Below are 25,896 nucleotides of genomic sequence, written 5' to 3' on the forward strand. Positions count from 1 at the left end.
GGAGTCGTCATATTCAAGTAAAAATACACGGGTGACCCGACGTACTTATGTTCCCTTCACAACGCGCGCTGCGGCAGCGGCGCTCCTCGCGCTGGCCGCCGTGGGGTGCTCACTCCTGGACGGCGGCCCGGACGCGTCGGGAACGGACGCACCGGCCAAGGGTGACGGCCAGTCCTTCACGGTGGCCGCGGCCGGCGACATCCTCATCCATCCGCCGCTCATCGAGCAGGCCCGCAAGGACGCCAGGGCCGATGGGGAGAAGGGGCTCGACTTCTACCGGCTGATGGCCGGGGTGCAGCCCGTCATCTCCCGGGCCGATCTGGCGATCTGCCACTTCGAGCCGGTGGTGGGCGAGCCCAACGGTCCCTTCCGCAGCTTCCCCGACTTCCTGGTCCCCCCGCAGATCACCACCGCGGTCAAGAAGATCGGCTACGACACCTGCTCCACGGCGTCGAACCACACCCTCGACCACGGGGCGACCGGCGTGAAGCGCACACTCGACGCGCTCGACAAGGCCGGGCTGAAGCACACCGGTTCGGCGCGCAGCCGCGCCGAGGCCGACAAGCCGCTGATCATGGATGTGAAGGGCGTCAAGGTCGCGCAGATCTCGTACGCCTTCGGGTTCAACGGGCGCGAGATCCCCGCGGACAAGCCCTGGCTCACCAACCAGACGGACTTCGACCGGATCAAGAAGGCCGAGCAGCACGCCCGCGCCGCCGGCGCCGACGTGGTGATCCTCAGCATCCACTGGGGCCGCGAGCACCACCCCGAGCCGAGCGCGGGGCAGATCGGGCTGGCCCGCCGGATCGCCCGGGAGACCGGTATCAACCTGGTCATCGGCCACCACGCCCATGTGGTCCAGCCGATGGAGAAGGTCGACGGGACCTGGATCGCGTACGGCCTCGGCAACCAGGTCGCGCGCCACGAGGTGCCGACCGGTCTGACCGAGGAGGGCATCATCGGCTGGTTCGAGTTCCGCAAGCGGGGCGGCACATGGGACGTCGAGGCGCGGTATGTGCCGACGCTCGTCTCCATTCCGCCCATGTCCGACGCGGCGAACCCGCCGGCGCCCGGTGCCGTGAAGGATCACCGGCTCATCGATGTGGCGGCGGCACTGCGCAGCGACGGGAAGCTCACCGCGGAGGAGAAGGCCCGCTACCGGCTGGCGTACGAGCGCACCGAGGGCACGATGCTCAACCGCGGGGCCGCGCAGGACGGGTTGAAGCCGCTGGAGAACCTGCCCGGCTGAGCCACGGCCGCGGCCGGGACGGCAGCCGTCGCCCGGTGAACGGGAGGCGGCGCCGGGGCGGCGTCCGGGCGTACCGCTCCGACGGGTCGCACGGGCCGCCACGTGGCCTCGGTCACACCCGCCGATTTCTCTACAACCGTTCCCAATTCGAACGTGTCATGCATTTCCGCGGGCGCTGTTCCGATCACCTGTGCCTCGGCACGGCCCGCACCGCCTGCACCACCACACCACGCCGGACGTCCCGGAACGAAGGTCCCGCACGGGGACCTGCACCGGACGCGAAGGCGCCAGAAAGGGAACGCTCATGGCCGCCTCGCCTGCGAAGCGGCGACACAAGGTCCGCCGCCGGGCCGACATGTCGCTGCTGGGTGGCATACGACCCCCTATCGCGGTCCTCTCGGTCCTGCTGCTCTCCCTCGCCGGGATCACGGCCCTGAATCTCGGGCGCACGGTCCAGGATCCCGTGGCCGACGCCGTACTGACCTCGCAGCAGCAGTTCGCCGAGGACGGTGCCATCGCCCTGCGCGCCTCGATCGACGAGAGCTTCACCGACCTGAGCCGGACCGCGAGCCTCTTCGACGCCGGTGCGCCCGCCTCGCCCGACGCGGTGCTCGACAAGGTCAGCAGCGTCTACCAGAAGTGGACCGGCACGGCCGTCGTCCAGATCTCGTCCGGCAAACTGCTGGCGGCCCGCGGCGAGAACGTCCCCCTCAGCGCCGTCGACACCGCGAAGCTCAGCACCAAGGACGGCCTGAGCCCCCGCATGGTCCGGCTCGCCAACGGTGAGACGCGGCTGCTCTCCTTCGCCCTGCTGTCGTGGCCCGGCGTCCCGCAGCAACTCCTGGTCGCCTCCAGCAATCTGCGCTTCCCCGGTATCAGCCTGGGACAGTTCCGCTCCATCGCCGTCATCGACTCCGACGCGGAGATCCTCTCCAGCGACGGCATTCCCGAGCCCGAGCAGGTCCGCACCGCCACCCAGCGCGCCGACGCCCAGCGCGCCGACAAGCAGCTGAAGAGCTTCGCGAAGACGGCGTCGGTCAAGGTCCGCCGGAATCCCATCTCCGCCCGCGAGCCCGGCTCCGGCGGCTTCCCCGGTGTCAGCGGCAGCCTGGTCGGCGCCGTGCACTCGGGCGACCGCAGCATCGCCGGGTACGCCTCGCTCGCCGGCCCGCAGCCCGGTGAGCCGACCATCGCCACCGGCCTCGGACTCAGCGTCGTGGCCATGGTCCCGGTCTCCGAGAATCCGACCGCCGTCGCCGGGCCGCTCTTCGGTCTCATCGCGGCCGGCGCCCTGGTCGTCATCGGGGCCCTCGCGGTCGCGCTGCTGCTCGGCACCGTCCAGCGGCCACTGATCCGGCTCTTCCTGGAGAGCCGGAGACTGACCCGCGGCGACCTGACCCGGCCCGTCAACTCCCCCTCGGCCGGGGAGGCCGCAAGGATCGGACGCGCACTGGAGCGGCTCCGCCGACAGCTGCTCGGTGAGCCGGCCGGGGCGACCGGTGCCCCGCCGCGCGGCCGGATCGCCCGCATCGGCGGCTTCGGCAGCCGCGGTCTCCTCCTGATCTGCGGCGCCCTGCTGCTCGTCTGGTGCGCCCCGATGATGCTGCTCCTCAACCGCGCCGACGACACCGCCGTCGTACCGCAGCAGCTCGTCAACGACCAGCGTGAGCGCACCGACACACTCACCGACCGGGTGCGCCGCGCCCTCAACGAAGGCCAGGCCGACCTGCTGTCGGTGGCCACCCTGATCGGCAGCGACGCCACCCCCGCCGACATGGGCAAGGTCCTGGAACGCACCCGCCTGGAGCACGACCGGTACCAGTCGCTGTATGTCGTCGATCCGTCGGGCAAGGTCGTCGCCCACGCCGGGGACACCCCCCACCAGCCGGTGAGCCGGGCGAAGGCGGGCCATCTGATCCGCGTGCTCAACCAGTCGGGCAAGAAGCCGGTCATCGTCGGTTACGCCGGGATCCCCGGCCGCAACGGCTCCACCGTGGTCGGGGAGTTCCACATCGAGTTCCTGAACGCTCTGCTGAAGCGGCCGGGGCTGGGTGAGGTCCGCGTCGTCGACGCCGACCAGCGGCTCATCGCCGGGAACACCGGCTACCAGGCCTTCCACCCGCTCAAGGGGGAACGCCTCAGGACGCTCGTCGCGGGCACCAACCAGAAGACCGGCATGAGCCCGCACCCCAGCGGCATCCTCTACCGCGACGGCGGCAGCGTGCAGATCGCGGCAGCCGCGCCCTTCGTCGGCGGCGGAGCGGCCAAGACCCTCGGATGGACCGTGGTCAGCCAGCAGCCGGCACGCTCCCTGGCCATCCCCGAGTACCGCAGGCAGAACCTCACCGTGCTCGGCGGGCTGCTCGGCATGGCGGCCGTCGCCGCCTGCCTCGGCTGGCTGCACATCGTCGTCGTACGCCCGCTGCGGGCGCTCGCCGACCAGGCCGAGGCCCTCGCCGACGGAGACCGCCGCACGGTCCTGTACCCCCGCCACCACGACGAGGTCGGCGCCGTCACCCGCTCGCTGGAGCTCGTACGCCAGCAGCTCCCGGCGCAGCCGAAGCGCGACAACGCGCCCGCGGCGCCCGCGACCCACGCCGAAAGGACCTGACCGGACGTGCTGTTCCTCTACACCGTGCTGGTGGTCTGCTGCGCGATCCTGCTGGTTGCGGGCATCGTCGAGCAGCGCCGCCACTTCATCAACCTGGAGCGCATCCCCGCCCGGGTCCTGGTGAACGGCATCCGCGGCAAGTCCTCCATCACCCGGCTCTGCGCGGGCGCACTGCGCGGCGGGGACCTGGTGACCGTCGCCAAGACCACGGGCACCGCGGCCCGCTTCATCCACCCCGACGCCACCGAGGAACCGGTCTACCGGAAATTCGGCCTGGCGAACGTGGTCGAGCAGATCGGCATCGTGCGCCGCGCCGCCTCCTACGACCCGCAGGCGCTGGTCATCGAGTGCATGGCGGTGATGCCCGCGCTCCAGGAGATCAACCAGTCCAAGCTGATCCGCTCCACGATCGGCGTGCTCTGCAACGTCCGCGAGGACCACCTGGCCGAGATGGGCCCGACCCTGGACGACGTGGCGCGCTCGCTCTGCCGCTCCATGCCGGAGGACGGTATCTGTGTCACCGCCGAGGTCGACCGGTTCGCGATCCTCCAGGAGGAGGCCGACGCCCGGAACTGCGAGCTGGTGTACGCCGATCCGGAGACGGTCAGCGACGAGGAGCTGCGCGGCTTCAGCTGGTTCACGTTCAAGGAGAACGTGGCCATCGCGCTGAAGGTCGCCGAGCTCCTGGGCGTGGAGAGGGAGACGGCACTGAAGGGGATGTACGACGCTCCGCCGGACCCGGGTGTCCTCTCCGTCGAGCGGTATGTGACGCCCGAGGGCAAGAAGCTCAGGTTCGCCAACGTCTTCGCGGCCAACGACCCCGAGTCGACGCTGATGAACGTCAACCAGCTGCTCGACCTGGGCGCCGTGCACCGCCCGCTGCACGTCGTGATCAACTGCCGTCCCGACCGGGTCGAGCGCAATGGCCAGATGGGCGAGATCATCCCCGATCTCCAGCCCGACAAGGTCTTCGTCATCGGCCACCCCGCGAAGAGTGCCATCGACGCGATACCCGCCGAGTGGCGCGACCGTGCGGTGGACCTCGGCGGTGACCGACGCGACCCGGAGGAGTTCATGGGCGCGCTGCTGGGTCAGCTCGGCCCCGACTCCTCGCTGATCGCCATCGGCAACATCCACGGCCAGGGCGAACTGCTCCTGGAGCACCTCGCCGAGCTCCCGCCCGACGAGACCCCGGACACGGAGCCCGCCGTACCGGAGCAGCGCGGCCCGCAGCACCCGCACCACCCGCGGCACGACGAGACGCTCGGGCTCCAGCAGTACCGGCCGCATCTGGATCCGTACGCGCCCTATCCGGAGGCGTACGAGAACCGCTACCAGCCGCATCACCAGTCGTACCAGCAGGACGAGCAACAGCCGCAGCCACGCGGCATGTTCGAGCCCGCCGTCCACCCGCACCAGGCGTCCCCGGAGCACGCACACCCGGAACAGGCCTACCCGGACCCGTCGCACGACCCGTACCAGCAGAACCGGCAGAACAGCGCAGGAGACCCCCGTTGATCCCCACCGTCCTGACGCCCGAGATCGCCGCCATCGGCATCGCGCTGGGCCTGATGTTCTCCCTGGTCTGCTATCTGACGACCAACCTCTCGCCGGGCGGCATGATCACGCCCGGCTGGCTGGCGCTGACCCTCGTCGAGGACCTGCAGCGCGCCGCGATGGTCGTCGGGGTCACCGTCCTCACCTACGTCTCGGTGCTGTTGCTGCAGAAGGTCGTCATCCTCTACGGCAAGCGGCTCTTCTCGGCCGTGGTCCTGACCGGGGTGATCCTCCAGGCGACGGTGATGATCGTGCTCCAGGTGGAGTTCCCCCTGATGTACGCCAACCAGACGCTCGGCTTCATCGTGCCGGGCCTCATCGCCTACCAGCTGGTCCGCCAGCCGAAGGGGGCGACGCTGCTGGCCACCGGCTCGGTCTCGCTCCTCGCCTACGTCGTCCTCACCGCCGGCATCCTGCTCGGCGCCCTCCCGTCTGCCTGAGGTGATCCCATGACCGCTCCGCGTACCAAGCAGTCGAAGCGCAGCCGCCAGGTCCTGCACGCCACCGCCGTCCTCGCGCTGCTCGCGGCCAGTGCCTACTTCACGGTGGAGCTGCGCAAGGACGAACAGGCCAAGGCGCCCACCGTGCAGGCCGTCACCGACAAGCCGGGGCTGCGGACGGCGGGCGACTCGCTGAAGGCGGGCAAGACCTGGGAACGGCTGAACTCGCCCGCCCGCACCGTCCTGCGCGACGCCGCGGGCAAGGTGCTCGCCACCTTCACCGACAACGCCCGTACCGCCACGCTCACCGGCCCCTCCCGTACCTTCGCCGAGCCCGCCAACACCAAGTCCCGGGTGGTCACCGAGAGCTGGGTACGGCTGATGCCCGAGAAGTGGAAGAAGGGCGCCGAGAAGCAGCAGTGGTTCCAGGACTGGTTCAAGAAGTACTACGGCAGCGAGGAGGACGACCTCTTCGCGTTCGCCTTCCAGTACGTCGAGGGGGCGCCGGTCAAGAAGGACGACGAGGGCGTCTCCTACGCGGGCGACGCGAGCTTCGGGCCGATCAACCCCGTGGGCAGTGAGGGCAACGACCTGCGCCTCGAACAGTCGGACTTCTTCGACTACCTCGGCATCCCGTACACCTTCCGCAACGGGGTCACCCGCCAGCCGCAGAAGGCGCGTTACCGGTCGATCGACTGCTCCGGGTTCATGCGGACGATCTTCGGCTACCGGGCGCGCTACCCGCTGGCCCCGCTGGACGGCCAGGGCGACGGCCTGCCCCGCACCGCGAACGGCATCGCCCGCTCGAAGCTGGGCTCCGACGTCCTCCCGCTCAAGGGCATCACCCCGGCGGACCGGCCGACCTCGATCGACGTCCTGCAACCCGGTGACCTGGTCTTCTTCAAGCTCGACCAGCGGACAGGGCAGCGGCTCGACCACGTCGGCATGTACATGGGCCACGACACGGACGGCCACCTGATCTTCGTCTCCAGCCGCGAAGAGGTGAACGGCCCCACCATCGGCGACAAGGGCGGCACCTCCCGCCTCGACGGCAACGGGTACTACGCGGCGACGCTGCGGAGCGCCAAGCGGATCTGACACCGGACGGATCCGGCGCCGCCGGATCCGGCGCCGGGGCAGGGCCGGGCGCCGGGCCCGGTCTGCCTCAGGGCTGGGCCGGGGCCGGCCGCTGGTCCGGTCCGCCCGCGGGAAGCGTGTCCTTCAGCTCGTCCGGGCACGGCGTCCCGCGCGGCAGCCGGTAGGGCGAGGCGAGGTGGTAGACACCGGCCTTCGGGGCGAGCAGCTCCGTCCACTCGTCGCCGTCCGCGTCCTTGTCCGTCTTCACCAGGCAGCCGTGCGTGTTGGAGAAGACCCTCGGCTCGCCCTCGTCGCGCCCCTTGGAGGCCTCGGTCTCCTGCGGCGGCTCGACGCTCTTGCCCTCGCCGTCGACCAGACCCAGCCACGGCGAGTACGGGATCCTGATCAGCACCCGGCCCTGCTTCCGGACCCGGACGGTCAGCTCGCCCTCCTCCGCGCGTTCCACGGTGCCCGGCGGATCGGCCATCGGTGTGGGCCGGTCGACAGCGAACAGCTGCCAGTTGTCGTCGCCCCAGAGCCGCTTGAGATACGGCAGCCCGTCCTGGACCAGCTTCTCCTCCTGGCCTGCCCCGGTGTCCGGCGCGCCGGTGGGCAGGACGACGTACCGCACCGCCCAGCGCGACAGCCACGCGCGATAGCTGACGGAGTCGAGCGTGTCGTCGTAGAAGAGCGGGTTGCGCTCCATGTCGGCCTGGCGGTTCCAGCCGCGGGCGAGATTGACGTACGGGGAGAGCGCGGAGGCCTCCCGGTGGCTCTTGGCGGGGACGACCTCGACCCGGCCCCTGGCCGCGCCGTGCTTCTGGAGCTCGTTGACCAGTGGTGCCAGCTCCCGGGTCCAGGAGGCGGCGGGGGCGGTACGCACCACATCGTCGACGCCCTTGAAGCCGATCCACACATTGAGCCCGGCGAAGGCGATGACCACCGCGTACCACTTGCGTGACTTCGGCACCGTGTACGGCAGCGCCGCGAGCAGCACCACCCCGGCGAAGATCATCGGCAGACGGGAGACGTTCGACCCGATCTGCGAGTCGATCAGCCAGGTCAGGACAACACCCAGCGCGTAGACGGCCGCGCCGGTGCGGACCGTCCGCCACTCCCTGGGGACCAGGAAGAAAACGAACACCCCGTAGACGAAGGGGAGCGAAGCCGTCCCGACCGACATCGGCTGGGTGCCGGAGAACGGGAACAGCCACGCGGACAGCGCGACCACGACGACCGGTGCGAGCCCCACCGCGTAGGCGCCGGGCCGCCGCTTGTTGAGGAACAGGGCTGCGGCGATCACACCCAGGAAGAGCCCGGCCACCGGGCTGCTCGCGGTCGCGATCCCGGCGAGCGGGGCGGCGACCCAGGCCTTCGCCCAGCGGCGCTCGCGCCAGCGGCGCGGCCAGCAGAAGACGGCGGCCACGGCGCCCACCGCGAACATCGTGCCGAGCCCGAACGTGACCCGTCCGGACAGCGCGTTGCAGAGGAACGCGAAGTCCGCCGCGAGCGCGCACAGCAGCGGATTGCGGACCGCGCGCAGCCGGACGAGGATCAGCGCGGTCAGCGCGGCCGAGACCGTACCGGCGATCATCATCGTCGAACGGACACCGAGCACGGACATCAGATACGGCGAGACCACGCTGTACGAGACGGGGTGCATCCCGCCGTACCAGGCGAGGTTGTACGCGGAGGCCGGGTGGCGGCCGACGAACTCGGCCCAGGCGTCCTGCGCCGCGAGGTCGCCGCCGCTGTTGGCGAAGAAGAGGAACCAGAGGATGTGGGTGACGGCGGCGACGGCGGTCGCGGTGACGACGGGGTGGGCGGCCGGCCAGGACCACGGCATCCGGTCCGAGGGCCGCTGCTCCGGGCCGCCGGACCGTGTGAGCAGGCCGGTGCGGCCCCCGGCACGGGGGCTCTCTCTGCCTTCTTCACGTATCGGATCTGCAGTGGTCACCAAGGCTCGCTCTCCTGCGAAGGAGGACGCAGTCCCCGCGCCCAGAGTTGCCCAGCGACGCTAACACGTACGAAACGGGCTGCCCCCGCCGGTCGTGGAGACCGGCGGGGGCAGCCCTGTTGCTCACGCGGATGCCCGGCCAGGGGCTCAGCCGACGCGGGTCAGCTTCGATCCGAAGCCGGGCTCGGCGAGGTCCTTCTGGAGCGCGACCGGGGCCGTCACCTTGCCGGGACCGGAGCCGACCGTCAGCTGACCGACGACCGTTCCGGCCTTCGCCGTGTGCGGGATCGTGCTGCTGCCGGAACCGATCTTGATGTCGACCTTCAGGCCGGCCCAGCCGGCGGCCTCGAAGTTCTTGGTGGCGACGACGGGGGTCCGTCCGCCGAGCCCGTCGTCGACATACCCGACGACCTGCCCCTTCTTCACCACGTTCCGTGACGTCAGCGCGGACTGCGTGGCGAGGAGCGCCGTCTTGCTCACCGCGTTCACCGTGTCGATGATCGGCGTCTTGTGCTGCGAGAGGATCGCTCCGACGATGTACTGCGTCGTGCCGCCGACCTGCTGCTTCGCGGCGAAGAGCAGGCTGGCGCCGGCGTTGGTGGTGGAACCGGTCTTGATGCCGAGCGTGTTGTTGTAGGGGACCAGCCGGTTGAAGTTGTTCCAGGTCTTGCCCGACGGGTCGGTCCAGCTCGGCAGCTTCGTGATGTCCATCAGCGCCGTCATCTTCACGAGCTCCTGGCCAAGCTTCACCTGGTCGGCGGCGGTGCTGACCGTGGAGGCGGTCAGACCCGAGGGGTCGGTGTACTTCGTGTGTGTCATCCCGAGCTTCTCGGCGGCGTCGTTCATCTTCTTCACGAAGGCCGCCTCCGAACCGGAGTCCCACCGGGCCAGCAGCCGCGCGACGTTGTTCGCCGACGGGATCATGATCGCGCTGAGGGCGTCCTTCTCGGAGAGGACGTCGCCCTTCTTGATGGTGTTCAGCGTCGACTCATTACCGGTCTTGTCGTAGCCGCCCTCCTTCTCCGCCGTGGCGTCGACGGGAATCGAGGCACCCTTCGCGCCGGGCTTCATGGGGTGGGCCTGCATGATCAGGTACGCGGTCATCGACTTGGCCATGCTGGCGATCGGTACGGGCTTCTCCTCACCGAACCCGTCCACGGTGCCGAGCCCGGCCACCGAGATCTGCCCCTGCCCCTCGTTCGGCCAGGGCAGCGAGACCTTGGAGCCGCCGAAGGAGTACGACGGCGCCGCGGTCAAGGTCAGACTCGGGTCAGGCAGCGGCCGGAAAGCCTGTACGGCTGCAAAGATGATCACCAGCAGGGCGACCAGCGGTGTCCAGATCTTGAACCGCCGTACGACAGTGCGCGTCGGCGTCTCCGCCGGGGCGGGCCTGTTGGTCAGCTCGGCGAGCAGGTCGAGCGGCGGCTTGGGCGGCAGCGGCTGCTGCCTGGTGGGCTCGACGATGTTCGGCTGGGCTCCTCCGGCTCCGCCGGCCGCGGCGGCACCGCTCGCGGCGGGGACCGCGGCGGGCGGTTTGGCCGGTGACGGGAACGTCGCGGGCGTCGGCTTCCTGCGCTCGCCGGGTACGTCGTCGGGCCGCAGCGGCACGAAGGTGCTGCGCTTGAGCGTGGTGGTGGGCTGGTCGACCACCGGACGGGACGGCACCCGGAATACACCGGTCGGCTGATCGACGGCTCCCCCGTCCGCAGCCGGCCCGGCCTTCGCGTCGCCCTTCCCGCCGGCCGCGCCTTCCGCACCGGCATCGCTCTCGGGGTCGGTCTTGGGGTCGGTCTTGGGGTCGGCCTTGGCGTCACTCTTGGGGTCGCTCTTGAGCTCGGCCTTGGTGTCGCTCTTGGGGTCCGCTGCGCCCTCGGTGGTCGCGTCGGACGCTGCGCCGGTCGTTGCGCCGGTCGTTGCGCCGGTCGTCGTACCGGCCTTGCCGTCGGCCACGTCGTCAGCCGCGTCATCCGCCTGGGCGTCGGCCTTCGGGGCAGCCTTGCTCGCGGCCTCATCCTTCGCGGCAGTCTTCGCGCCGCTCTCCCGAGCCGCCGGCCGGGTGACCTTTGCAGCTGCGATGCCGGAAGCAGTCTCGGGCGTGTCGTCGGGCACGTCGCCGGCGTCGGCGTCCGGGTCCGGCTTCGCACCGGGAGTACCGGCCTGCGCTCCGGCGTCGTCCGCGTCCACGCCGGAAACCGGGCCCGACCCGGCCTCGGCGTCGGACTCGTCGTCGGCCTGGGCGTCGGACACGTCGTCAGCCTGAGTGTCCGGCTTCGCGCCGGCCGCACCGGCCTCCGCTTCGCCGTCCGTCCCAGCCGGGGCATCCGGGGCCCCTGAGGCGTCCGTACGCGCCTCCGCGCCCTTCGGGGCGTCCCCGGGTACTCCGGAGGCCGTCACGGCCGCGGAAGCGCCCTGAGCGCCCTCGTCCGCCGGTTCCCCGTCCGACCGCGGGTCGTCCTTGCCCGTTCCGGCCGCCTCGCTGCCCGCTTCGGGCGCGTCGGCGGGCAACACGGGCATGACGCGGGTCTCCGATGCGTCCGGCGCGCTCTCCCCGCCGGAGCCGCCCGGCGCGTCCGCCGCATCGTCCGCGCCCGCGACCCAGGCCGCCACCGCCTCACGCAACCGGGCGTCGCCCGACTGCGACCCGGACACCGCGCCTGCTTCCGGATCCGGCACAGAGCGGAAGACCGCAAGCCTCGGATCACCCGTACCGGGAGTCGTCCCCTCTGACGACTTCCGCTGCTCCGACCTGTCGGGGGACTCGCCCGCCACCGATGCCTCCTGGATACGCCGCGCGGGTTATCCCGCCTGTCCGAACCATCTACCAGTGTCCTGTGTGGGCGCTTAACCGCTGCACTGAACAAGAACGACATACGTCTAGATTCACGTACAAAACACCCAGGCACTCTCGACAGACCAATGTGAGAGGGGTCACCCTGTCACTCATCCACGCGGGGAGGCATGGATGGGCAGGAGCCGCAGAACGATTCCGGAAGAGCTTCTACTGCTCGCTCTGGACCCGACCACGGGTACCACAGCGCAGCCGCAGTCGCTCGACCTCGGCCTGGCCGGAGCCCAGCTAGTGGAGCTGGCTCTGGCAGGACGGATAGCCCCGGACGGGGATCGTATCGCCGTGGTGATGGCACGGCCGACAGGAGATCCGACACTGGACTCCGCACTGGAACTGCTGCGCAGGCGCGGCAGCCCGGTCCGGGCAGTCCACTGGATCGGCGGGCCCCGGCTGGGGCTCCGTCAGATTTACCTCGCTCATCTGGAGCGGTGCGGCATGGTGCATGCCGTGGCGGGCCAGATGTGCGGAGTGCTGCCGACGACTCGCTACCAGGCGACGGAGACAGCAATCAGCCGGGACATCCGAGCCCGGCTGGACAGTGCGATCCGCACCGGCGTACCGCCGGACCCGCGGACCGCGGCGCTCGCCGCGCTCGCTCACGCAGTGGGACTCGGCAAGCACCTCTATCCCGGCAACGAGGGGCGTTCATCGCGCTCCCGTCTCAGGGATCTGATCAGACACGACCCCATGGGCGGTCTCGTGGCCCACGCGGTCATGGACGTCCAGAACGGCGCGGCGGTACAGCCGCGCCGTGCCGCACCGGCACCGGGCAATGCCGCGCCGATGCAGTCGCACCACGGGCCCATGGCCCGCGTGGCGGCGCACTGAGCCCAGCCGCAATGGGTGAGCTCAGCCTCAGCACGATGGACGAGCGCAGCTCCAGAACCGCCGCACCGATGTCCCCAAGACCCGGTTCGGGAGCCGCAGTACGAGCGCGCGGGGCCGGCATATCGCCGGCCCCGCGCCCTCACTCTCTGGCCATTTGCCAGCGCAGCGTGTCGCATTGATGGCAATCTGCTGAGCAGTAAGACCTACCGGCACATCTCGGTAGGGCTCAGTACGTCAAAGCCGGAGGTGCAGTTCCCGTGGCGTCCAACGTCAATCCCACTGTCAGGCGGCGCCGGCTCGGCCAGGAGCTCCGCAGGCTCCGTGAACTCAAGGGCATGACGGCCGAAGAGGTCGCCGAGCGCCTGCTCGTCTCCCAGTCGAAGATCAGCCGCCTGGAGAACGGCCGCCGCTCCATCAGCCAGCGCGATGTCCGTGATCTCTGCGGTGTGTACGAGGTCGAGGACCACCGCATCGTCGACTCCCTGATGCAGATGGCCAAGGACTCGCGCCAGCAGGGCTGGTGGCACGCCTTCGGCGACATCCCGTACAGCGTCTACATCGGTCTGGAGACCGACGCGGCCAGCCTGCGCGTGTACGACCCGCAGGTCGTCCCCGGACTGCTGCAGACCCGGCAGTACGCCGAGGCCCTGATCGCCGGAGCGCTGCCGGAGACCGCGGTGACCGACATCGAGAAGCGGGTCCAGGTCCGGCTGCGCCGCCAGGAGCGGGTGAGCGCGGACGAGTCACCGCTCCGCCTCTGGGTCGTGATCGACGAGTCGGCGCTGCGCCGGGTGATCGGTGACAGGCAGCTGATGATCGCCCAGCTGGAACACCTCGTCGAGCTGTCCCAGCTTCCCCATGTCACCGTGCAGGCACTGCCGTTCTCGGTGGGCGCACACCCGGGCATCAACGGCCAGTACGCAATTCTGGAATTCCCGGACACCGCCGATTCCAGCGTGGTCTACATCGAGGGCGTCACCAGCGACCTGTATCTGGAGAAAGCGCACGATGTGCAGAAGTACAGCGTGATGTACGAGCACTTGCGTGCGCAGGCCCTCAACGTGGATCAGACGCGGCAGTTCATCATGGATATCGCAAAGGGCTATGCGCGCTGAATAGACGAGTATGTCCGATTCCCGACATCGAGGTCGGCACGGTACACCCCAGCCGCCCCGGAGCGGAAGACCGAACCGCTATAAGCCATCCGGTCGAGTGAACGGCCGCCTCAGACATAAGAGTTCGCGAGTAGCGTCGATCACGCCATCGAGAACGTTGGCGTACACGACCACTGCTTACCGGAGCGAACAAATGGCAATTCAGCAGGGCGCGACCGAGAACTGGACCAAGTCTTCCTATTCCACGGGAAACGGCGCATGCGTCGAGGTCAAGTCACCCCTTACTCAGGCCATCGACGTCCGGGACTCAAAGGTCACCGACGGCCCGTCGATCACCTTTGTTCCCTCTTCCTGGAACAGCTTCGTGACCGAAGCGGGCCAGGGCGCCTTCACTCTCGACTGATCCCCGGCCCCGTGAAGACCCCGACCGTGGACAAGAGCCCTCTCGACTGGATCGCCGTCCCGGCCGAGGGGGCTCGCCCCTGAACGGCGGCCGTATCCGCACCGGTCAGCGCAGCTGGTCGACGTAGCGGTCGGTGCCCGGCACGGTCGGTATGAACGGTGCCACCAGCTCCACCCGCCCCAGGCCGCGCTCGACCAAGTCCCCGTCGAGTCCGGTGAAGCGCGCCTCCCAGACCTCCCTCGGATCGGTCTCCAGGAACCAGAGCAGCGTGAGCCGGGTGTCCACGCCCTCCACCTGCTTCACATACGTCATCCGGTCCCCGGGCAGCAGTGTCGGCCGGAAGACCGTCACCATCGCCGCCGGCCCGCCCGCGAGCCGTTCCGGCAAGTACGTCGCCCGCAGCCACTCCAGCAACTCGCCCCGCCGGCCCGGGCTTTCCGCGTCGATCACCTCGACGACCAGACCGGCGTACGGGTGGTCGAGTGCGTGGACATCGCGCGGTCCCGCGGCACCGTCCCGGTAGACCGTCGCCTCGTGGTCCTGGAACGACGTGAAGACATGCGTACGGTCCTGGTAGACCCGGCCGTCCCGGTTCAGCCGCTTGTTGATGCCCACGGTCCACTTCATGTGGTCGTCGTAGCGGCCCTCGGTCACCCAGTACGTCGTGATGTAGCACCCCGCCGTCACCGGCCGGGCGACCGCCGACTCCTCCGGGTAGCGCAGGCGCTGGAGGTCACGGGTGGCGACCCAGCGGCGGCCCGCGTACATCCAGGGCATCGCCATCGCACCGGCGTAGTAGTGGTCGTCCTCGTACCAGCGGTTGTACGCGTACTCGTGGCCCTGGTGCGGCTCCACCATGGTGATCAGCGCGTGGCCGGGCCTTACCCCGTACGGGCCGACCGAGGCCAGCTCGCCGTACACCTCGCTCCCCGTACCGCTGCCCCCGCGCCCGCTGGACGGTTCGTCGCTCATCCGCACCCCATCCTTCCTCTTCCTTCCGCCGTCTTACGGACCTACTCTGACGGTCCGTCAGGCAAACTGCCAGAGTCCGGAGGGCCACCATGGAAAGCCGTCCCGCGGAATCCGGGTCCACGGGACCCCGGCCCACCGCGACCCCGGGCGCGGTGCTCGCCGGGAAGACCGTCATCGTGTCGGGCGTAGGGGCGGGTCTCGGCCACCAGGTGGCCGCGGCCGTCGTGCGGGACGGGGGCAACGCCGTACTCGGTGCGCGGACCGGGGCGAACCTCGTGAAATCCGCCGCCGAGATCGACCCGGCGGGCACCAGGACCGCCCACCTGCCCACGGACATCGGCGACGAGTCGCAGTGCGACGCGCTCGCCGCGCTGGCCGTCGAGCGGTTCGGCGGGATCGACGCGGTGGTCCATGTCGCCGCCCGGGACAGCTACTTCGGTGGACTCCAGGACGCCGACTTCACCACCTGGCAGGGCGTGATCGACGTCAATCTGCTCGGCACGCTGCGGATGACGCGGGCCTGCCTGCCCGGACTCAAGGAGCGGGGCGGGGCGGTCGTCATCGTCGGGACGCAGTCGTCGGTGGCCGCGCCGTCAGAGGTCCACCAGGCCGCGTACGCGGCGTCCAAGGGCGCGCTCACCTCGGCCATGTACTCCATGGCGCGTGAGCTGGGTCCGCACCGGATCCGGGTCAACACGGTGCTGCCCGGCTGGATGTGGGGGCCGCCTGTGCAGGCCTTCGTCCAGTTCACCGCGGGCAGCGAGGGCGTCCCCGAGGCCGAGGTACTGAGCCGGCTGACCGGCCGGATGGCCCTGCCCGAGCTGGCCACGGACGGTGACGTGGCGGATGCCGCGGTCTTCCTGGCCTCCGACCGCTCGCGGGCCATCACCGGCCAGTCCCTGCTGGTCAACGCCGGTGAACTGATGCGCTGAAGCGCTCCTGCCGGTCGTCCTCAGTCGGACCTCCTCTTCTCGACCGCACGGGACCCGCATCCCGTGCGGCCCTGCCGTCCTGCCTCCGGATGGCCGCCACTGGCGAAGTGCCCGCTCATGGTGTGGCCCCCGTCACTCCCAGAGCAACGGGTCCGGAGGTCAAGAGGAAGTAAATTCGTTCTGATTACTGACCTGCGTTCATGTTTGTGATCGCTGAACCCTTGACCGGTCCTTGGCGAAGAGGGTTCAATCCCTGCAGTCCCCCGGTCCCGCACGGGGGCACCGCCCGATCGACGTACTGGCGAAGCGTTTCCCGTTCATCGAGGTTCGTTCGAGATGAACTCAGTACAGGCGGACCCCTTGGAGGGGCACATGAACAGTCTCGACTGGACCGTGCTCATCGGTTACTTCGGCGTGATGATCGCGATCGGCTTCTGGTCCCACAAGCGCGTGGACGACGTGAGCGACTTCTTCACCGCCGGCGGCAGAATGCCGTGGTGGCTGTCGGGCATCTCCCACCACATGTCCGGCTACAGCGCGGTGATGTTCACCGGGTACGCCGGAATCTCGTACCAGTACGGAATCACATCCATGGTCACGTGGTCGCTCCCGATCGCCATCGGCATCGGGATCGGCGCGAAGCTCTTCGCGCCCCGCCTCAACCGGCTGCGTTCCCGGCTGCACGTGGCGTCGCCGCTCGAATACCTGAAGGACCGGTACAACCTCCCGACCCAGCAGGCCCTGGCCTGGTCCGGGCTGCTGCTGAAGATCGTGGACGTCGGCGCCAAGTGGGCCGCCATCTCCACGCTGCTCTCCGTCTTCACGGGCATCACCCTCACCCAGGGCATCTTCATCACCGGCGTGATCACCGCCGTCTACTGCACGGTCGGCGGCCTGTGGGCCGACGCGCTCACCGAGCTGGGGCAGTTCATCATCCAGCTGATCGCCGGGGTCGCGATGCTGGTCGCCGCGATGGGCAAGCTCGACGGCTTCAGCACGCTGTGGACGGTCTGGGACAAGCTCCCCAGCGGCCACACCGACCCGACGGCCGGCCCGTACACGATGACCTTCCTGCTGGCGTATCTCTTCATCAAGACCTTCGAGTACAACGGCGGCATGTGGAACCAGGCCCAGCGCTACATGGCCACCGACTCGCCGCGCTCCGCGACGCGTTCGGCGATGCTCTCCTCCCTTCTGTGGCTGGTCTGGCCCGTCGTCCTCTTCTTCCCCATGTGGTGCGCGCCCCTGCTGGTGCACGCACAGAAGCCGGACGCCTCCGACGCGTACGCCCTGATGAGCCAGTCGCTGCTGCCGCACGGGCTGCTCGGGCTGGTCGTCGTCGGCTTCTTCTCGCACACGATGGCCATGTGCTCATCGGACGCCAACGCGATCTCCGCCGTCTTCACCCGGGACATCGCCCCGGCCATGTCCAGGTCGGCCCGCGAGTGGAGCAGCCGCACCGGACTGCTGGCCGCGCGGATCTCGACGCTCGGCTTCCTCGCCCTGTCGATGGCGCTGGCGACGCAGATAAACTCGCCGACGTTCAAGGACATCATCTCGGTCGTCATCAAGTGGGTGGCCGGGCTGATGGGTCCGATCGCCATCCCGTTCATGCTCGGACTGCTGCGCTCGTTCCGGAAGTCCGGCCCGACAGCGGCACTGGTCAGCTGGGCGGCCGGGCTGCTCGCGTTCTACTTCACCAACTACCACCTGGACGGCTCGGCCAACACGGACGTCGCCCTGGAGTGGCAGGTCTCGCTGCCGCTGGCCATCTCGCTCGTGCTGTACGTCCTCATCGGCTTCGTCAAGCCGGAGGACACGCCGGAGCGGGACGCGATCATCGCGATGGTGAACACGGACGGCGGCGGCCCGTACGCGGCGGCGGCTGCGGTGCCGGCGCAGGGCGCACCGGCCGACGACAAGGTGCTGGGCAGGGGGCACACCGACGACTGACGAGGGGTACGGCCGCCGGCCGTCGGAGGTACGTACGCGAGGGGGCTCGCTCCGGACGGGGCGAGCCCCCACCGTGCCTTCCGGGCCGGTCAGCCCCTCGGATAGCGGGAGAGCCAGGCCGGAGTGGTGAGGGCCGGACCGTGCAGCGCCGGGCCCTGGGTCATCTCCATCGCGAAGTCGTCGGCCAGCTGGAGCACGGTGGAGCGCCCTTCCAGCTCCGCGAGCCAGCCGGGCGGCAGCGCAGTCTCGCCGTGCAGCGCACCCAGCAGGCTGCCGCAGATCGCGCCGGTGGCCTGGGACGGGCCGCTGTGGTTCACGGCGAGGCGCAGTCCGTGGCGGATGTCCTCGCCGACCAGCGCGCAGTACACGCCGATCGCGAGGGCGTCCTCGGCCAGTTCGCCGTCGCCGAGCGACTCGACGCGCGCCGGGTTGGGCATTCCCTGCCGCACGGCGCCGAGCGCGTGCTGGAGGGCGTCGGTGACCGGCTGGTGGCCGGGCCGGGGGGCCAGCTGCCCCAGTGCCTGCTGCACCGCCGCGTCCAGGCTCTCACCGCGTGCGAGCCCGTGGACGATGACGGCGTACGCCCCGGCGCTGAGGTACCCGGTGGGCATGCCGTGGGTCTGCGCGGCGCACTCGACGGCCAGTTGGAAGACCAGCCCCGGCTCCCAGCCGACGAGCAGCCCGAAGGGGGCGGACCGGCTCACGGCCGACGCGTCGCCCGCCTCCGGGTTCCTGGGCTTGTCCAGCGTGCCCATCACCTCGTCGCCGAACCCGGCCAGACAGCACCGTGCGGGATCGCGGCGGTCGTACAGCCACTCCTCGCAGGCGAGCCAGCCGTTGTCCTTACGGCGCTCGTCGGGCCCCCAGTCGCGCTGGGTCGCGGCCCACCGCAGATGGGCCCGGTACACGTCGGTGGGCGGGTGCCAGGCGCCCGTGTCCCGCCTGACCTGCGCCCGTATCAGACCGTCGACGGTGAACAGGGAGAGCTGGGTGGCGGCGGTGACCGCCCCGCGTCTGCCGTACACCGGCACAAGATCGGTCAGGCCCCCGGCGCCGTGGGCCTCGCGTATCGCGTCGAGCCCGAGCCCCGCGACGCCTGCCCCGAGCGCATCGCCGAGGGCGCCGCCCAGCAGGCATCCGCGCACGCGGCTGCGGAAGTCCTGTTGCTCGCTGCGGCCCCAGAGGGGTGTGGATGATGCGCTCACCCGGCCCCTCCCCGTCGGTCCGTTCGATTGCGACTGCGCAGCACTGTAATGGAACGGGAACGCTCGGTCGAAGGTGCGATCCGGGTACACGTAGGTATGTGGAACAACGTCCCGCAGGTCGTTTTTGACCGGGCAACGGCGTGCCCCCGCCAGGGATGACGGGAAAGCCCTCAGGCATCCGTCGGCGTGACGACGACCGCGGCGAACACGTCAGCGGCTTTGTGGCCGCCGGCGTCGAACTCCTCGCCAGAGAAGGCCAAGCCGCCCCCAGACCGCGCCAAGTGGGTTCTGGTCGCGGTGTTCGTTCGACGTGCGCCGACCGGTCGGTGCGGCCGGTGGTGGGCGCGCCGGGCCGGACTGTGTGTGTAACAGGAATGTCCTAGGAGGTGGCTGTGCGGAACGGATCACCGGGCCGGGTGAGTCCTGGTGATCAGAAACGCTCGCTCGTACCGACCCGTACCGAGCGGCCCGCACCGCCCACCGATACTGAGGAAGAAACGATGCGCGTTCGCAAGCTCACCTTCGCAGCCCTGGCCGTTGCCGCCGGTCTCTCGCTCACGGCCTGCCAGAACGACGATGCCGGTGCAGGACAGAGCGGATCGTCGTCCGCATCCGCCGGGTCGGCAGCGTCCACCGCGTCCTCCACCTCGTCCGCGAACGGCGGTTCGGGCTCGGGCAGTTCGGATCAGGGCGGCGGGAAGGCCTCTGCCGGGAAGAGCACCGGCGGGAAGGGCACGGCTGCCGGGACCGGCTCCGGCGGGAGCAGCAAGGGCGGCAAGTGCCGCACCGACGATCTGGCGATCACGGCTAAGGACGGCACCATCGACGGCGACCCCGACGCCACCGTCGTCGTGGAGCTGACGAACCACAGCGGCCGGGACTGCACGATATCCGGGTACGCGGGCGTCGACCTGAAGACCGCCTCGGGTCCGCTGTCCGCGAAGCGCACCGGCCAGGAGACCATCTCCGCCACCCTCAAGAACGGGAAGGCGATCGACTTTCCCATCAGCTACCCGTTCAACAAGACGGGCGGGAGCGGCATCCGCATCACAGGGCTGGTGGTGACCCCTCCGGACGAGACGAAGTCGGTCACTCTCGACTGGCCGGGCGCCAGGACTCTGCCCGTCACGGACGGCACCGGCGCCCCGGTGAAGATCGGCCCGATCGGAAGCGCCGGCCAGGGCGGCTGATCCGCACCAGCGAACGCGGTGGGGAGGTCGCCCAGCTCACGTCCGTCGTCGTCCAAGTTCTGCCGCTCGACGCGGGCGTTCACGGTCTCATGGGTAGCCATCTTTCCGTCTTGTGGCAGCCGGACGGCAGCTCTGTTGCCTACGTCGAGGGCAACGGATTCGGCGAGTTGATCGACGATCCTGACAAGGTCACCAGCTACCGCCTGGCTTACGATCGAATCCGAGATCTGGCGCTGTCCCCGTCGGACTCGATGGCGTTTATCCGGGGCGTCCTGGAGGAGCACAGATCATGAACCGAACGCCCGACCTCTCCACCGCTCACTGGCACAAGTCGAGCTACAGCGACGGCGGACAGACGAACTGCGTCGAGATCGCGGACAACATCCCCGACCTCATCCCCGTACGCGACAGCAAGGTCCCCGCCGGCCCCGCGCTGCTCTTTCCCGGGCCGGCCTGGGGCTGCTTCATCGAGGCCGTGCGGAAGGGCACCCCGTGACCGACCTCTCCACCGCTACCTGGCGCAAGTCCAGCTTCAGCGACGGCGGCGACACGAACTGCGTCGAGGTCTCACTCGACTTCCCGGGCATCGCACCCGTACGCGACAGCAAGACAGCCCCCGCCGGCCCCGCGCTCGTCTTCCCTGCCGCCGTCTGGGCTGAGTTCGTGGCGTTCAGTATCGACAGCTGAACAGTGGCCGCCGGAGGCCGTGCCGTGACAGGGGCGTTGCAACCGCCGGATCAGGGGATCAGGGGCGGCGGCCCCACGCCGAGATCATGGGGGCCGTGGCCAGGTCGAGGCCCCCGGCGGCGACGTTCGCCAGGTGCCGGTCGATCTCCTCGTCGGTGGCGAGGCCCGCCGCCACCAGGCGGCCACGGATCTGCCGCACGGTCGCGGCCTCCAGCACGCCGCACGCGGGCGAGGTGATCGGGAAGTAGGCGTCGGCCCGGACGTCCTCCAGACCGGCCTCGCGAAGCAGCCTCGGCAGGGTCCGCCCGTAGGCGAGGTCCGCGCCGCGCGCCGCCATCAGGCTGCGGAAGCCGGAGCGCAACCGGTTGGCCAGCCGCTGTTCGGGGCCGGACTCGTCCGGGCACAGCAGTGGCTGCAATCCGGGGTCGGCGTCCTCCAGGAGCAGTCGGCCGCCCGGCCGCAACGCCTGGACCATGCGGCGCAGCGCCTCGGCGCGATCGGCGACGTGGACCAGGACCAGCCGGGCGTGGACGAGGTCGAAGCCGCCGGGCGGCGGGGGATCGGCCGCCACATCGTGGCGCAGTACCTCGATCACGCCCCCGGCCGCGTCCTGGGCCCACGACACGTCGATGTCGGTGGCGATCACCGCTCCGGCCGGGCCGACCCGCTCGGCCAGCCCGAGGGGTACGGACGGAGCGCCCGCCCCGACCTCCCAGCACCGCATACCGGCCGTGATCCCGAGCTGGTCGACATGGCGGAACGTCACCGGATCGAACAGCTCGCTGAGGGCGCCGAAGCGGATCCCCGCCTCGGACTGCTGGTTGTCCAGCAGATATCCGTGCTCCGTCTCGTCTTCGGCCATGGGGCGATTGTGGCAGAAGGGACAGCGGGGACCTCGGGGCAGCCACTCTCCGCCGGGGCAGCCGCCCCTGCACCCGCCCCTGTCAGCCGGTGTGCAGGATCCGGAAGCGGCCCAATTCCGCCGGGTCCCGGTCGACGACCTGGACCGGCGCCCAGGCCCACTGCCACACGCTGATACCCGGCGTGCGGGAGAACCGGATCGGCCCTCGGGTGCCCTCGGTCGCGACGTGCGGCCACGCTGCGGCCACATCGGCCGGGTCCGTACCGTGGGAACGGAACACATCGGCCAGCACCGTGACCGCGTCGTACCCCTCGAAGGCGACGAAGGAGGGCCCTTCGGCCGACTGCTCGTGGAGAGCCGCCCCGACGCGTACACCGAGTGGGCCGAGCCGCTCGGGCAGATAGCGGAGGAAAGGGATCCCTGCGCCGTCGTCGCCCAGCAGCGCCATCCACCCGCTGAACTCCGGTTGCCCGGCCGGCGCACCGATCAGGACCTCGGCGAGGCGCTGGTCGCTGCGGACCGACTTGACGATCGGCACCGCCGGCTCCGGGGTGCCGACCAGGAGGAGAAGGGCTGTCGCACCCCGTTCGGCGAGTGCGTCGCACACGTCCGCGGGGGTGAGTTCCTGCATGTCGAGTTCGACGACGGTGCCGCCGCGTGGAGCGAGGTGGTCCCGGAGAATGCGGACCCCGGACGCCCAGTAGACACTCGGCACGGTGACAACGGCGATACGGCTGTGCCCCGCGCCGATGAGGAAGTCCGCGTAGATCTGCCAGCCATGGGACTGTGCGGGGGCGAGGCGCGCCACCCAGTCCGTCGGCTGCTCGGTGAGCGCGTCGAGCACCGCTGACGAGCAGAGGAACGGCAGGCCGAGGGCGTCGGCCCTGGCGGCAGCGGTGCGCGCGACGACGCTGTGGTACTCCCCCGTCACGGCGGCCACTCCCAGGCCGGCCAATTCGTCCACGGCCGCCGCGGCCCGCTGCGGATCAGCCGCGGTGTCCCTGACCAGCAGTTCGAGCGGTCGCCCTTCGATCCCGCCGGCGTCATTGACATCACGGACGGCCAACTCGCATCCGGCGAGGAGACGGTGTCCTGCCTCGGCCCAGCCGGGCCGGGTCAGCGGGACGAGAGCACCGATCCGGACCGGTGGCCCGTCAGCCCGGTCCGCTCCGCGCGGTGGCGTACCCATGCGATGGCCTCTCCCCTGTGACGACTCGACTGTGACGACTCGATCGCGGTCCGGCCCCGCCGCGGAGCGGCGAGACCCGGCCGTACGCACCCCTCCGCGCAATGGCTCCCCGACCCGGACTGCTCAGTCCAGCACCGGCAGCAGCTCGGGCAGATGTCCGTCCGACGAGCGGGCCGCCTGCATCCGCTCGTCCGGCACCGGCCCGTAGAGCGTGTTCCGTGCGCGGGCCGGGCGGCCCGCCAGGTCGGCAATGGCGACCAGGTCCTGGATCGAGCGGTACGAACCGTAACTGGAGCCTGCCATACGGGAGATGGTCTCCTCCATCAGCGTCCCGCCCAGGTCGTTCGCCCCGGAGCGCAGCATCTCCGCGGCACCTTCCGCCCCCAGCTTCACCCAGCTGGTCTGGATGTTGGGGATGTACGGGTGGAGCAGCAGCCGGGCCATCGCGGTCACCGCGCGGTTGTCGCGGACCGTCGGGCCGGGACGGGCGATACCGGCCAGGTACACCGGGGCGTTGGTGTGGATGAAGGGCAGCGTCACGAACTCCGTGAACCCCTCGACCCCGTTGGCCAGCGCGGTCTGCTGGATCGACGCCAGGGTGCGGAAGTGGCCGAGCCAGTGGCGGGGCTGGTCGACATGGCCGTACATCATCGTGGACGAGGAGCGGATGCCCAGCTCATGGGCGGTCGTGACGACCTCGATCCAGGTCGCCGTGGGCAGCTTGCCCTTGGTGAGGACCCAGCGGACCTCGTCGTCCAGGATCTCCGCGGCCGTACCGGGGATCGAGCCGAGACCTGCCTCCTTCGCCGCGGTGAGCCATTCGCGGATGGACAGGCCGGTGCGGGTCGCACCGTTCACCACCTCCATCGGGGAGAAGGCGTGGACGTGCATCCCGGGGACTCGGTCCTTCACGGCCTTCGCGATGTCGAAGTAGGCCGTGCCGGGCAGGTCCGGGTGGATGCCGCCCTGCATGCAGACCTCGACCGCACCGACGTCCCACGCCTGGGCGGCGCGGTCGGCGACCTGGTCGAGCGAGAGCGTGTACGCGTCGGCGTCGGTGCGCCGCTGCGCGAAGGCGCAGAAGCGGCAGCCGGTGTAGCAGACGTTGGTGAAGTTGATGTTCCTGGTGACGATGTACGTGACGTCGTCACCGACCACGTCCCGCCGCAGGTCGTCGGCGATCCGGGTGAGGGCGTCCAGCGCCGGGCCGTCCGCGTGCAGCAGGGCGAGCGCCTCGTCGTCGGTGAGCTGTGTCGGATCGGCGGCGGCCTGGGCGAGGGCCTGTTTGACGTCGGCGTCGATCCGGGACGGGACCATGCCGGGGGCTGCCTGCTCGCGCAGGGCGTCCCAGTCCCCGTACACCTCGTCGAAGTCGTCACGGCGGTCCGACGTTCGGCCCTCGCTGTCGATCGTGGTGTGCAGGTCGGTGCGACCGGTGGCGGTGAAGCCCTCCTCGGGCTCCTGCCAGGGCAGCCCGGACGGCTTGACGCCCTCGCGGGCCAGTCCGGTCTCCGGGTCTGCGAGGGCCCGGACGTGCGGCACCAGCCGGGGATCGAGCCAGGGTTCACCGCGCTGGATGAACTCGGGGTAGATGGTGAGCCGTTCACGGAGCCGGAATCCGGCCGAGGCCGTCCGTTCGGCCAGCTCGTCGATGTGCGGCCAGGGGCGCTCGGGGTTGACGTGGTCGGGCGTCAGCGGTGAGACCCCGCCCCAGTCGTCGATCCCGGCGCCGATGAGCAGGGCGTACTCCGCGTCGACCAGGTTCGGCGGGGCCTGGATGCGGGCGGAAGGACCGAGGAGGTGGCGGCCCACCGCGATGGCGGCGGCCAGCTCCTCCAGCTCGGCGTCGGGCATGGCGCGCATCGCCGTGTCGGGCTTGGCGCGGAAGTTCTGGACGATGACTTCCTGGACGCCGTGATAGGAGCGGGCGACCTTCCGCAGCTCGAAGAAGGCGTCGGCGCGCTCCTCGTAGGACTCGCCGATTCCGATCAGCACGCCGGTGGTGAAGGGGACGTTGGAGCGTCCGGCGTCCTCCAGGACGCGCAGCCGCACAGCGGGCTCCTTGTCGGGCGAGCCGTAGTGCGGGCCGCCCGGCTCGCTCCACAGCCGCGTCGCCGTGGTCTCCAGCATCATGCCCATCGAGGGGGCGACCGGCTTGAGCCGCTGGAGGTCGGTCCAGGACATGACGCCCGGGTTGAGGTGCGGCAGCAGGCCGGTCTCCTCCAGGACCCGGACGGCCATGGCACGTACGTACGCCAGGGTGTCGTCGTACCCCTCGGCCTCCAGCCATTCACGCGCCTCCGGCCAGCGTTCCTCAGGGCGGTCGCCGAGCGTGAAAAGCGCTTCCTTGCAGCCCAGTTCGGCGCCCTGGCGGGCGATCGCCAGTACCTCGTCGGGGGAGAGGTACATGCCGTGGCCTGCGCCCCTGAGCTTGCCGGGAACGGTGACGAAGGTGCAGTAGTGGCACTTGTCCCGGCAGAGCCGGGTCAGCGGGATGAACACCTTGCGGGAGTACGTGATGACTCCGGGCCGCCCGGCCGCCTCAAGGCCGGCGTCCCGCACACGCGCCGCCGATGCGGAGAGGTCGCGCAGGTCGTCGCCGCGGGCCTGGAGGAGCACGGCAGCCTCGGCCCTGTCGAGGGCCACCCCGTCCCTGGCCCGCCTGAGCGCGCGGCGCATGGCATTTGCGGTGGGTACTGCGGGCTGCGGATCAGTCATGCAGCGAGCATACGAGCGCCATTTCGCACTGTCTGCGGCGCCGGGCCCACAGTGACGTGCCGTTACGCCGGTAACACACAGCGGCCCGGCCGGCCGGGCCCCG

Annotated in this window: 21 protein-coding genes; 14 read left to right on the forward strand and 7 right to left on the reverse strand. The window is 70.3% G+C overall.

What is annotated here, in order from left to right; genetic code table 11:
- Window positions 1–31 precede the first annotated feature (31 nt).
- The 5 genes from OG917_RS14525 (at window position 32) to OG917_RS14545 (ending at window position 6,955) form a co-directional block, all read left to right on the forward strand.
- Window positions 32–1,249 carry a CapA family protein gene (locus OG917_RS14525; RefSeq protein ID WP_443058956.1) on the forward strand — a complete coding sequence of 406 codons (1,218 nt, stop codon included), beginning with the start codon at window positions 32–34 and terminating at the stop codon, window positions 1,247–1,249.
- Between the two features lie 304 nt (window positions 1,250–1,553).
- Window positions 1,554–3,860: a cache domain-containing protein gene (locus OG917_RS14530; protein WP_328318020.1), complete on the forward strand. Its 2,307-nt coding sequence runs from the start codon at window positions 1,554–1,556 to the stop codon at window positions 3,858–3,860.
- A 6-nt stretch (window positions 3,861–3,866) separates the two neighbouring features.
- Window positions 3,867–5,378, forward strand: coding sequence for a poly-gamma-glutamate synthase PgsB (gene pgsB / locus OG917_RS14535; RefSeq protein ID WP_328318021.1), 1,512 nt, complete (start codon window positions 3,867–3,869; stop codon window positions 5,376–5,378).
- Window positions 5,375–5,857, forward strand: a complete 483-nt coding sequence (locus OG917_RS14540; protein ID WP_073738471.1) for a poly-gamma-glutamate biosynthesis protein PgsC/CapC — start codon at window positions 5,375–5,377, stop codon at window positions 5,855–5,857. The genes pgsB and OG917_RS14540 overlap by 4 nt, the downstream gene beginning before the upstream one ends.
- Window positions 5,858–5,866: 9 nt before the next feature.
- Entirely contained in the window at window positions 5,867–6,955 is a 1,089-nt protein-coding gene (locus OG917_RS14545) for a C40 family peptidase (RefSeq protein WP_328318022.1), read from the forward strand.
- Between the two features lie 67 nt (window positions 6,956–7,022).
- Here OG917_RS14545 and OG917_RS14550 read toward each other — a convergent pair whose 3' ends face one another.
- Together OG917_RS14550 and OG917_RS14555 are read right to left on the reverse strand one after the other, a co-directional pair.
- Window positions 7,023–8,891, reverse strand: a complete 1,869-nt coding sequence (locus OG917_RS14550) for an MFS transporter (protein ID WP_443058957.1) — start codon at window positions 8,889–8,891, stop codon at window positions 7,023–7,025.
- Window positions 8,892–9,038: 147 nt separating this feature from the next.
- Window positions 9,039–11,540, reverse strand: coding sequence for a D-alanyl-D-alanine carboxypeptidase (locus tag OG917_RS14555; RefSeq protein WP_328318023.1), 2,502 nt, complete (start codon window positions 11,538–11,540; stop codon window positions 9,039–9,041).
- Between the two features lie 313 nt (window positions 11,541–11,853).
- Here OG917_RS14555 and OG917_RS14560 point away from each other — a divergent pair, with 313 nt between their 5' ends.
- The 3 genes from OG917_RS14560 to OG917_RS14570 all read left to right on the forward strand — a co-directional run bounded on the left by OG917_RS14560 (window position 11,854) and on the right by OG917_RS14570 (window position 14,085).
- On the forward strand, window positions 11,854–12,567 hold the full coding sequence (locus OG917_RS14560; RefSeq protein ID WP_328318024.1) for a GOLPH3/VPS74 family protein: 714 nt from the start codon (window positions 11,854–11,856) through the stop codon (window positions 12,565–12,567).
- A gap of 257 nt (window positions 12,568–12,824) precedes the next feature.
- A complete protein-coding gene (locus tag OG917_RS14565) occupies window positions 12,825–13,682 on the forward strand; it encodes a helix-turn-helix domain-containing protein (protein WP_328318025.1) in 858 nt (285 codons plus the stop codon).
- A gap of 193 nt (window positions 13,683–13,875) precedes the next feature.
- Entirely contained in the window at window positions 13,876–14,085 is a 210-nt protein-coding gene (locus tag OG917_RS14570; protein ID WP_328318026.1) for a DUF397 domain-containing protein, read from the forward strand.
- A 105-nt stretch (window positions 14,086–14,190) separates the two neighbouring features.
- On the opposite strand, the gene OG917_RS14575 is transcribed toward OG917_RS14570, so the two are convergent.
- Complete coding sequence (locus OG917_RS14575; RefSeq protein ID WP_328318027.1) at window positions 14,191–15,057, reverse strand: hypothetical protein; 867 nt, start codon at window positions 15,055–15,057, stop codon at window positions 14,191–14,193.
- 89 nt (window positions 15,058–15,146) lie between these two features.
- Here OG917_RS14575 and OG917_RS14580 point away from each other — a divergent pair, with 89 nt between their 5' ends.
- Together OG917_RS14580 and OG917_RS14585 are read left to right on the forward strand one after the other, a co-directional pair.
- Window positions 15,147–15,989, forward strand: a complete 843-nt coding sequence (locus tag OG917_RS14580) for an SDR family oxidoreductase (protein ID WP_328318028.1) — start codon at window positions 15,147–15,149, stop codon at window positions 15,987–15,989.
- Between the two features lie 372 nt (window positions 15,990–16,361).
- Window positions 16,362–17,942 (forward strand): sodium:solute symporter family protein, encoded by a 1,581-nt coding sequence (locus tag OG917_RS14585; protein ID WP_328318029.1) that lies wholly within the window; start codon window positions 16,362–16,364, stop codon window positions 17,940–17,942.
- An 89-nt stretch (window positions 17,943–18,031) separates the two neighbouring features.
- Here the strand turns inward: OG917_RS14585 and OG917_RS14590 are convergent, their stop codons facing one another.
- Window positions 18,032–19,147: an ADP-ribosylglycohydrolase family protein gene (locus OG917_RS14590; protein WP_328318030.1), complete on the reverse strand. Its 1,116-nt coding sequence runs from the start codon at window positions 19,145–19,147 to the stop codon at window positions 18,032–18,034.
- A gap of 500 nt (window positions 19,148–19,647) precedes the next feature.
- Here OG917_RS14590 and OG917_RS14595 point away from each other — a divergent pair, with 500 nt between their 5' ends.
- Genes OG917_RS14595 through OG917_RS14610 form a run of 4 tightly spaced genes read left to right on the forward strand, consistent with a single transcriptional unit; the run spans window position 19,648 to window position 21,024 of the window.
- The gene (locus OG917_RS14595; protein WP_328318031.1) at window positions 19,648–20,337 is read left to right on the forward strand and encodes a DUF4232 domain-containing protein; all 690 of its coding nucleotides are present in this window, start codon (window positions 19,648–19,650) and stop codon (window positions 20,335–20,337) included.
- A gap of 59 nt (window positions 20,338–20,396) precedes the next feature.
- Complete coding sequence (locus OG917_RS14600) at window positions 20,397–20,630, forward strand: Scr1 family TA system antitoxin-like transcriptional regulator (protein WP_328321883.1); 234 nt, start codon at window positions 20,397–20,399, stop codon at window positions 20,628–20,630.
- Window positions 20,627–20,833: a DUF397 domain-containing protein gene (locus OG917_RS14605; protein ID WP_328318032.1), complete on the forward strand. Its 207-nt coding sequence runs from the start codon at window positions 20,627–20,629 to the stop codon at window positions 20,831–20,833. Before OG917_RS14600 ends, OG917_RS14605 begins: the two co-directional genes overlap by 4 nt.
- A complete protein-coding gene (locus OG917_RS14610) occupies window positions 20,830–21,024 on the forward strand; it encodes a DUF397 domain-containing protein (protein ID WP_328318033.1) in 195 nt (64 codons plus the stop codon). Before OG917_RS14605 ends, OG917_RS14610 begins: the two co-directional genes overlap by 4 nt.
- A gap of 58 nt (window positions 21,025–21,082) precedes the next feature.
- On the opposite strand, the gene OG917_RS14615 is transcribed toward OG917_RS14610, so the two are convergent.
- The 3 genes from OG917_RS14615 to OG917_RS14625 all read right to left on the reverse strand — a co-directional run bounded on the left by OG917_RS14615 (window position 21,083) and on the right by OG917_RS14625 (window position 25,793).
- A complete protein-coding gene (locus OG917_RS14615) occupies window positions 21,083–21,886 on the reverse strand; it encodes a methyltransferase domain-containing protein (protein ID WP_328318034.1) in 804 nt (267 codons plus the stop codon).
- Between the two features lie 82 nt (window positions 21,887–21,968).
- Entirely contained in the window at window positions 21,969–23,075 is a 1,107-nt protein-coding gene (locus OG917_RS14620) for an ABC transporter substrate-binding protein (protein ID WP_328318035.1), read from the reverse strand.
- Between the two features lie 123 nt (window positions 23,076–23,198).
- On the reverse strand, window positions 23,199–25,793 hold the full coding sequence (locus OG917_RS14625) for a bifunctional FO biosynthesis protein CofGH (protein WP_328318036.1): 2,595 nt from the start codon (window positions 25,791–25,793) through the stop codon (window positions 23,199–23,201).
- Window positions 25,794–25,896 lie beyond the last annotated feature (103 nt).

This window comes from Streptomyces sp. NBC_00388, assembly GCF_036061255.1.
In the GTDB taxonomy this organism is placed as follows: domain Bacteria; phylum Actinomycetota; class Actinomycetes; order Streptomycetales; family Streptomycetaceae; genus Streptomyces.

Bases quoted from the DNA above. Each gene is read 5' to 3' on its own strand.
- OG917_RS14530 (WP_328318020.1), top strand. From the start codon at position 1,554: ATGGCCGCCTCGCCTGCGAAGCGGCGACACAAGGTCCGCCGCCGGGCC.
- OG917_RS14545 (WP_328318022.1), top strand. From the start codon at position 5,867: ATGACCGCTCCGCGTACCAAGCAGTCGAAGCGCAGCCGCCAGGTCCTG.
- OG917_RS14560 (WP_328318024.1), top strand. From the start codon at position 11,854: ATGGGCAGGAGCCGCAGAACGATTCCGGAAGAGCTTCTACTGCTCGCT.
- OG917_RS14570 (WP_328318026.1), top strand. From the start codon at position 13,876: ATGGCAATTCAGCAGGGCGCGACCGAGAACTGGACCAAGTCTTCCTAT.
- OG917_RS14575 (WP_328318027.1), bottom strand. From the start codon at position 15,057: ATGAGCGACGAACCGTCCAGCGGGCGCGGGGGCAGCGGTACGGGGAGC.
- OG917_RS14580 (WP_328318028.1), top strand. From the start codon at position 15,147: ATGGAAAGCCGTCCCGCGGAATCCGGGTCCACGGGACCCCGGCCCACC.
- OG917_RS14585 (WP_328318029.1), top strand. From the start codon at position 16,362: ATGAACAGTCTCGACTGGACCGTGCTCATCGGTTACTTCGGCGTGATG.
- OG917_RS14595 (WP_328318031.1), top strand. From the start codon at position 19,648: ATGCGCGTTCGCAAGCTCACCTTCGCAGCCCTGGCCGTTGCCGCCGGT.
- OG917_RS14605 (WP_328318032.1), top strand. From the start codon at position 20,627: ATGAACCGAACGCCCGACCTCTCCACCGCTCACTGGCACAAGTCGAGC.
- OG917_RS14615 (WP_328318034.1), bottom strand. From the start codon at position 21,886: ATGGCCGAAGACGAGACGGAGCACGGATATCTGCTGGACAACCAGCAG.
- OG917_RS14620 (WP_328318035.1), bottom strand. From the start codon at position 23,075: ATGGGTACGCCACCGCGCGGAGCGGACCGGGCTGACGGGCCACCGGTC.
- OG917_RS14625 (WP_328318036.1), bottom strand. From the start codon at position 25,793: ATGACTGATCCGCAGCCCGCAGTACCCACCGCAAATGCCATGCGCCGC.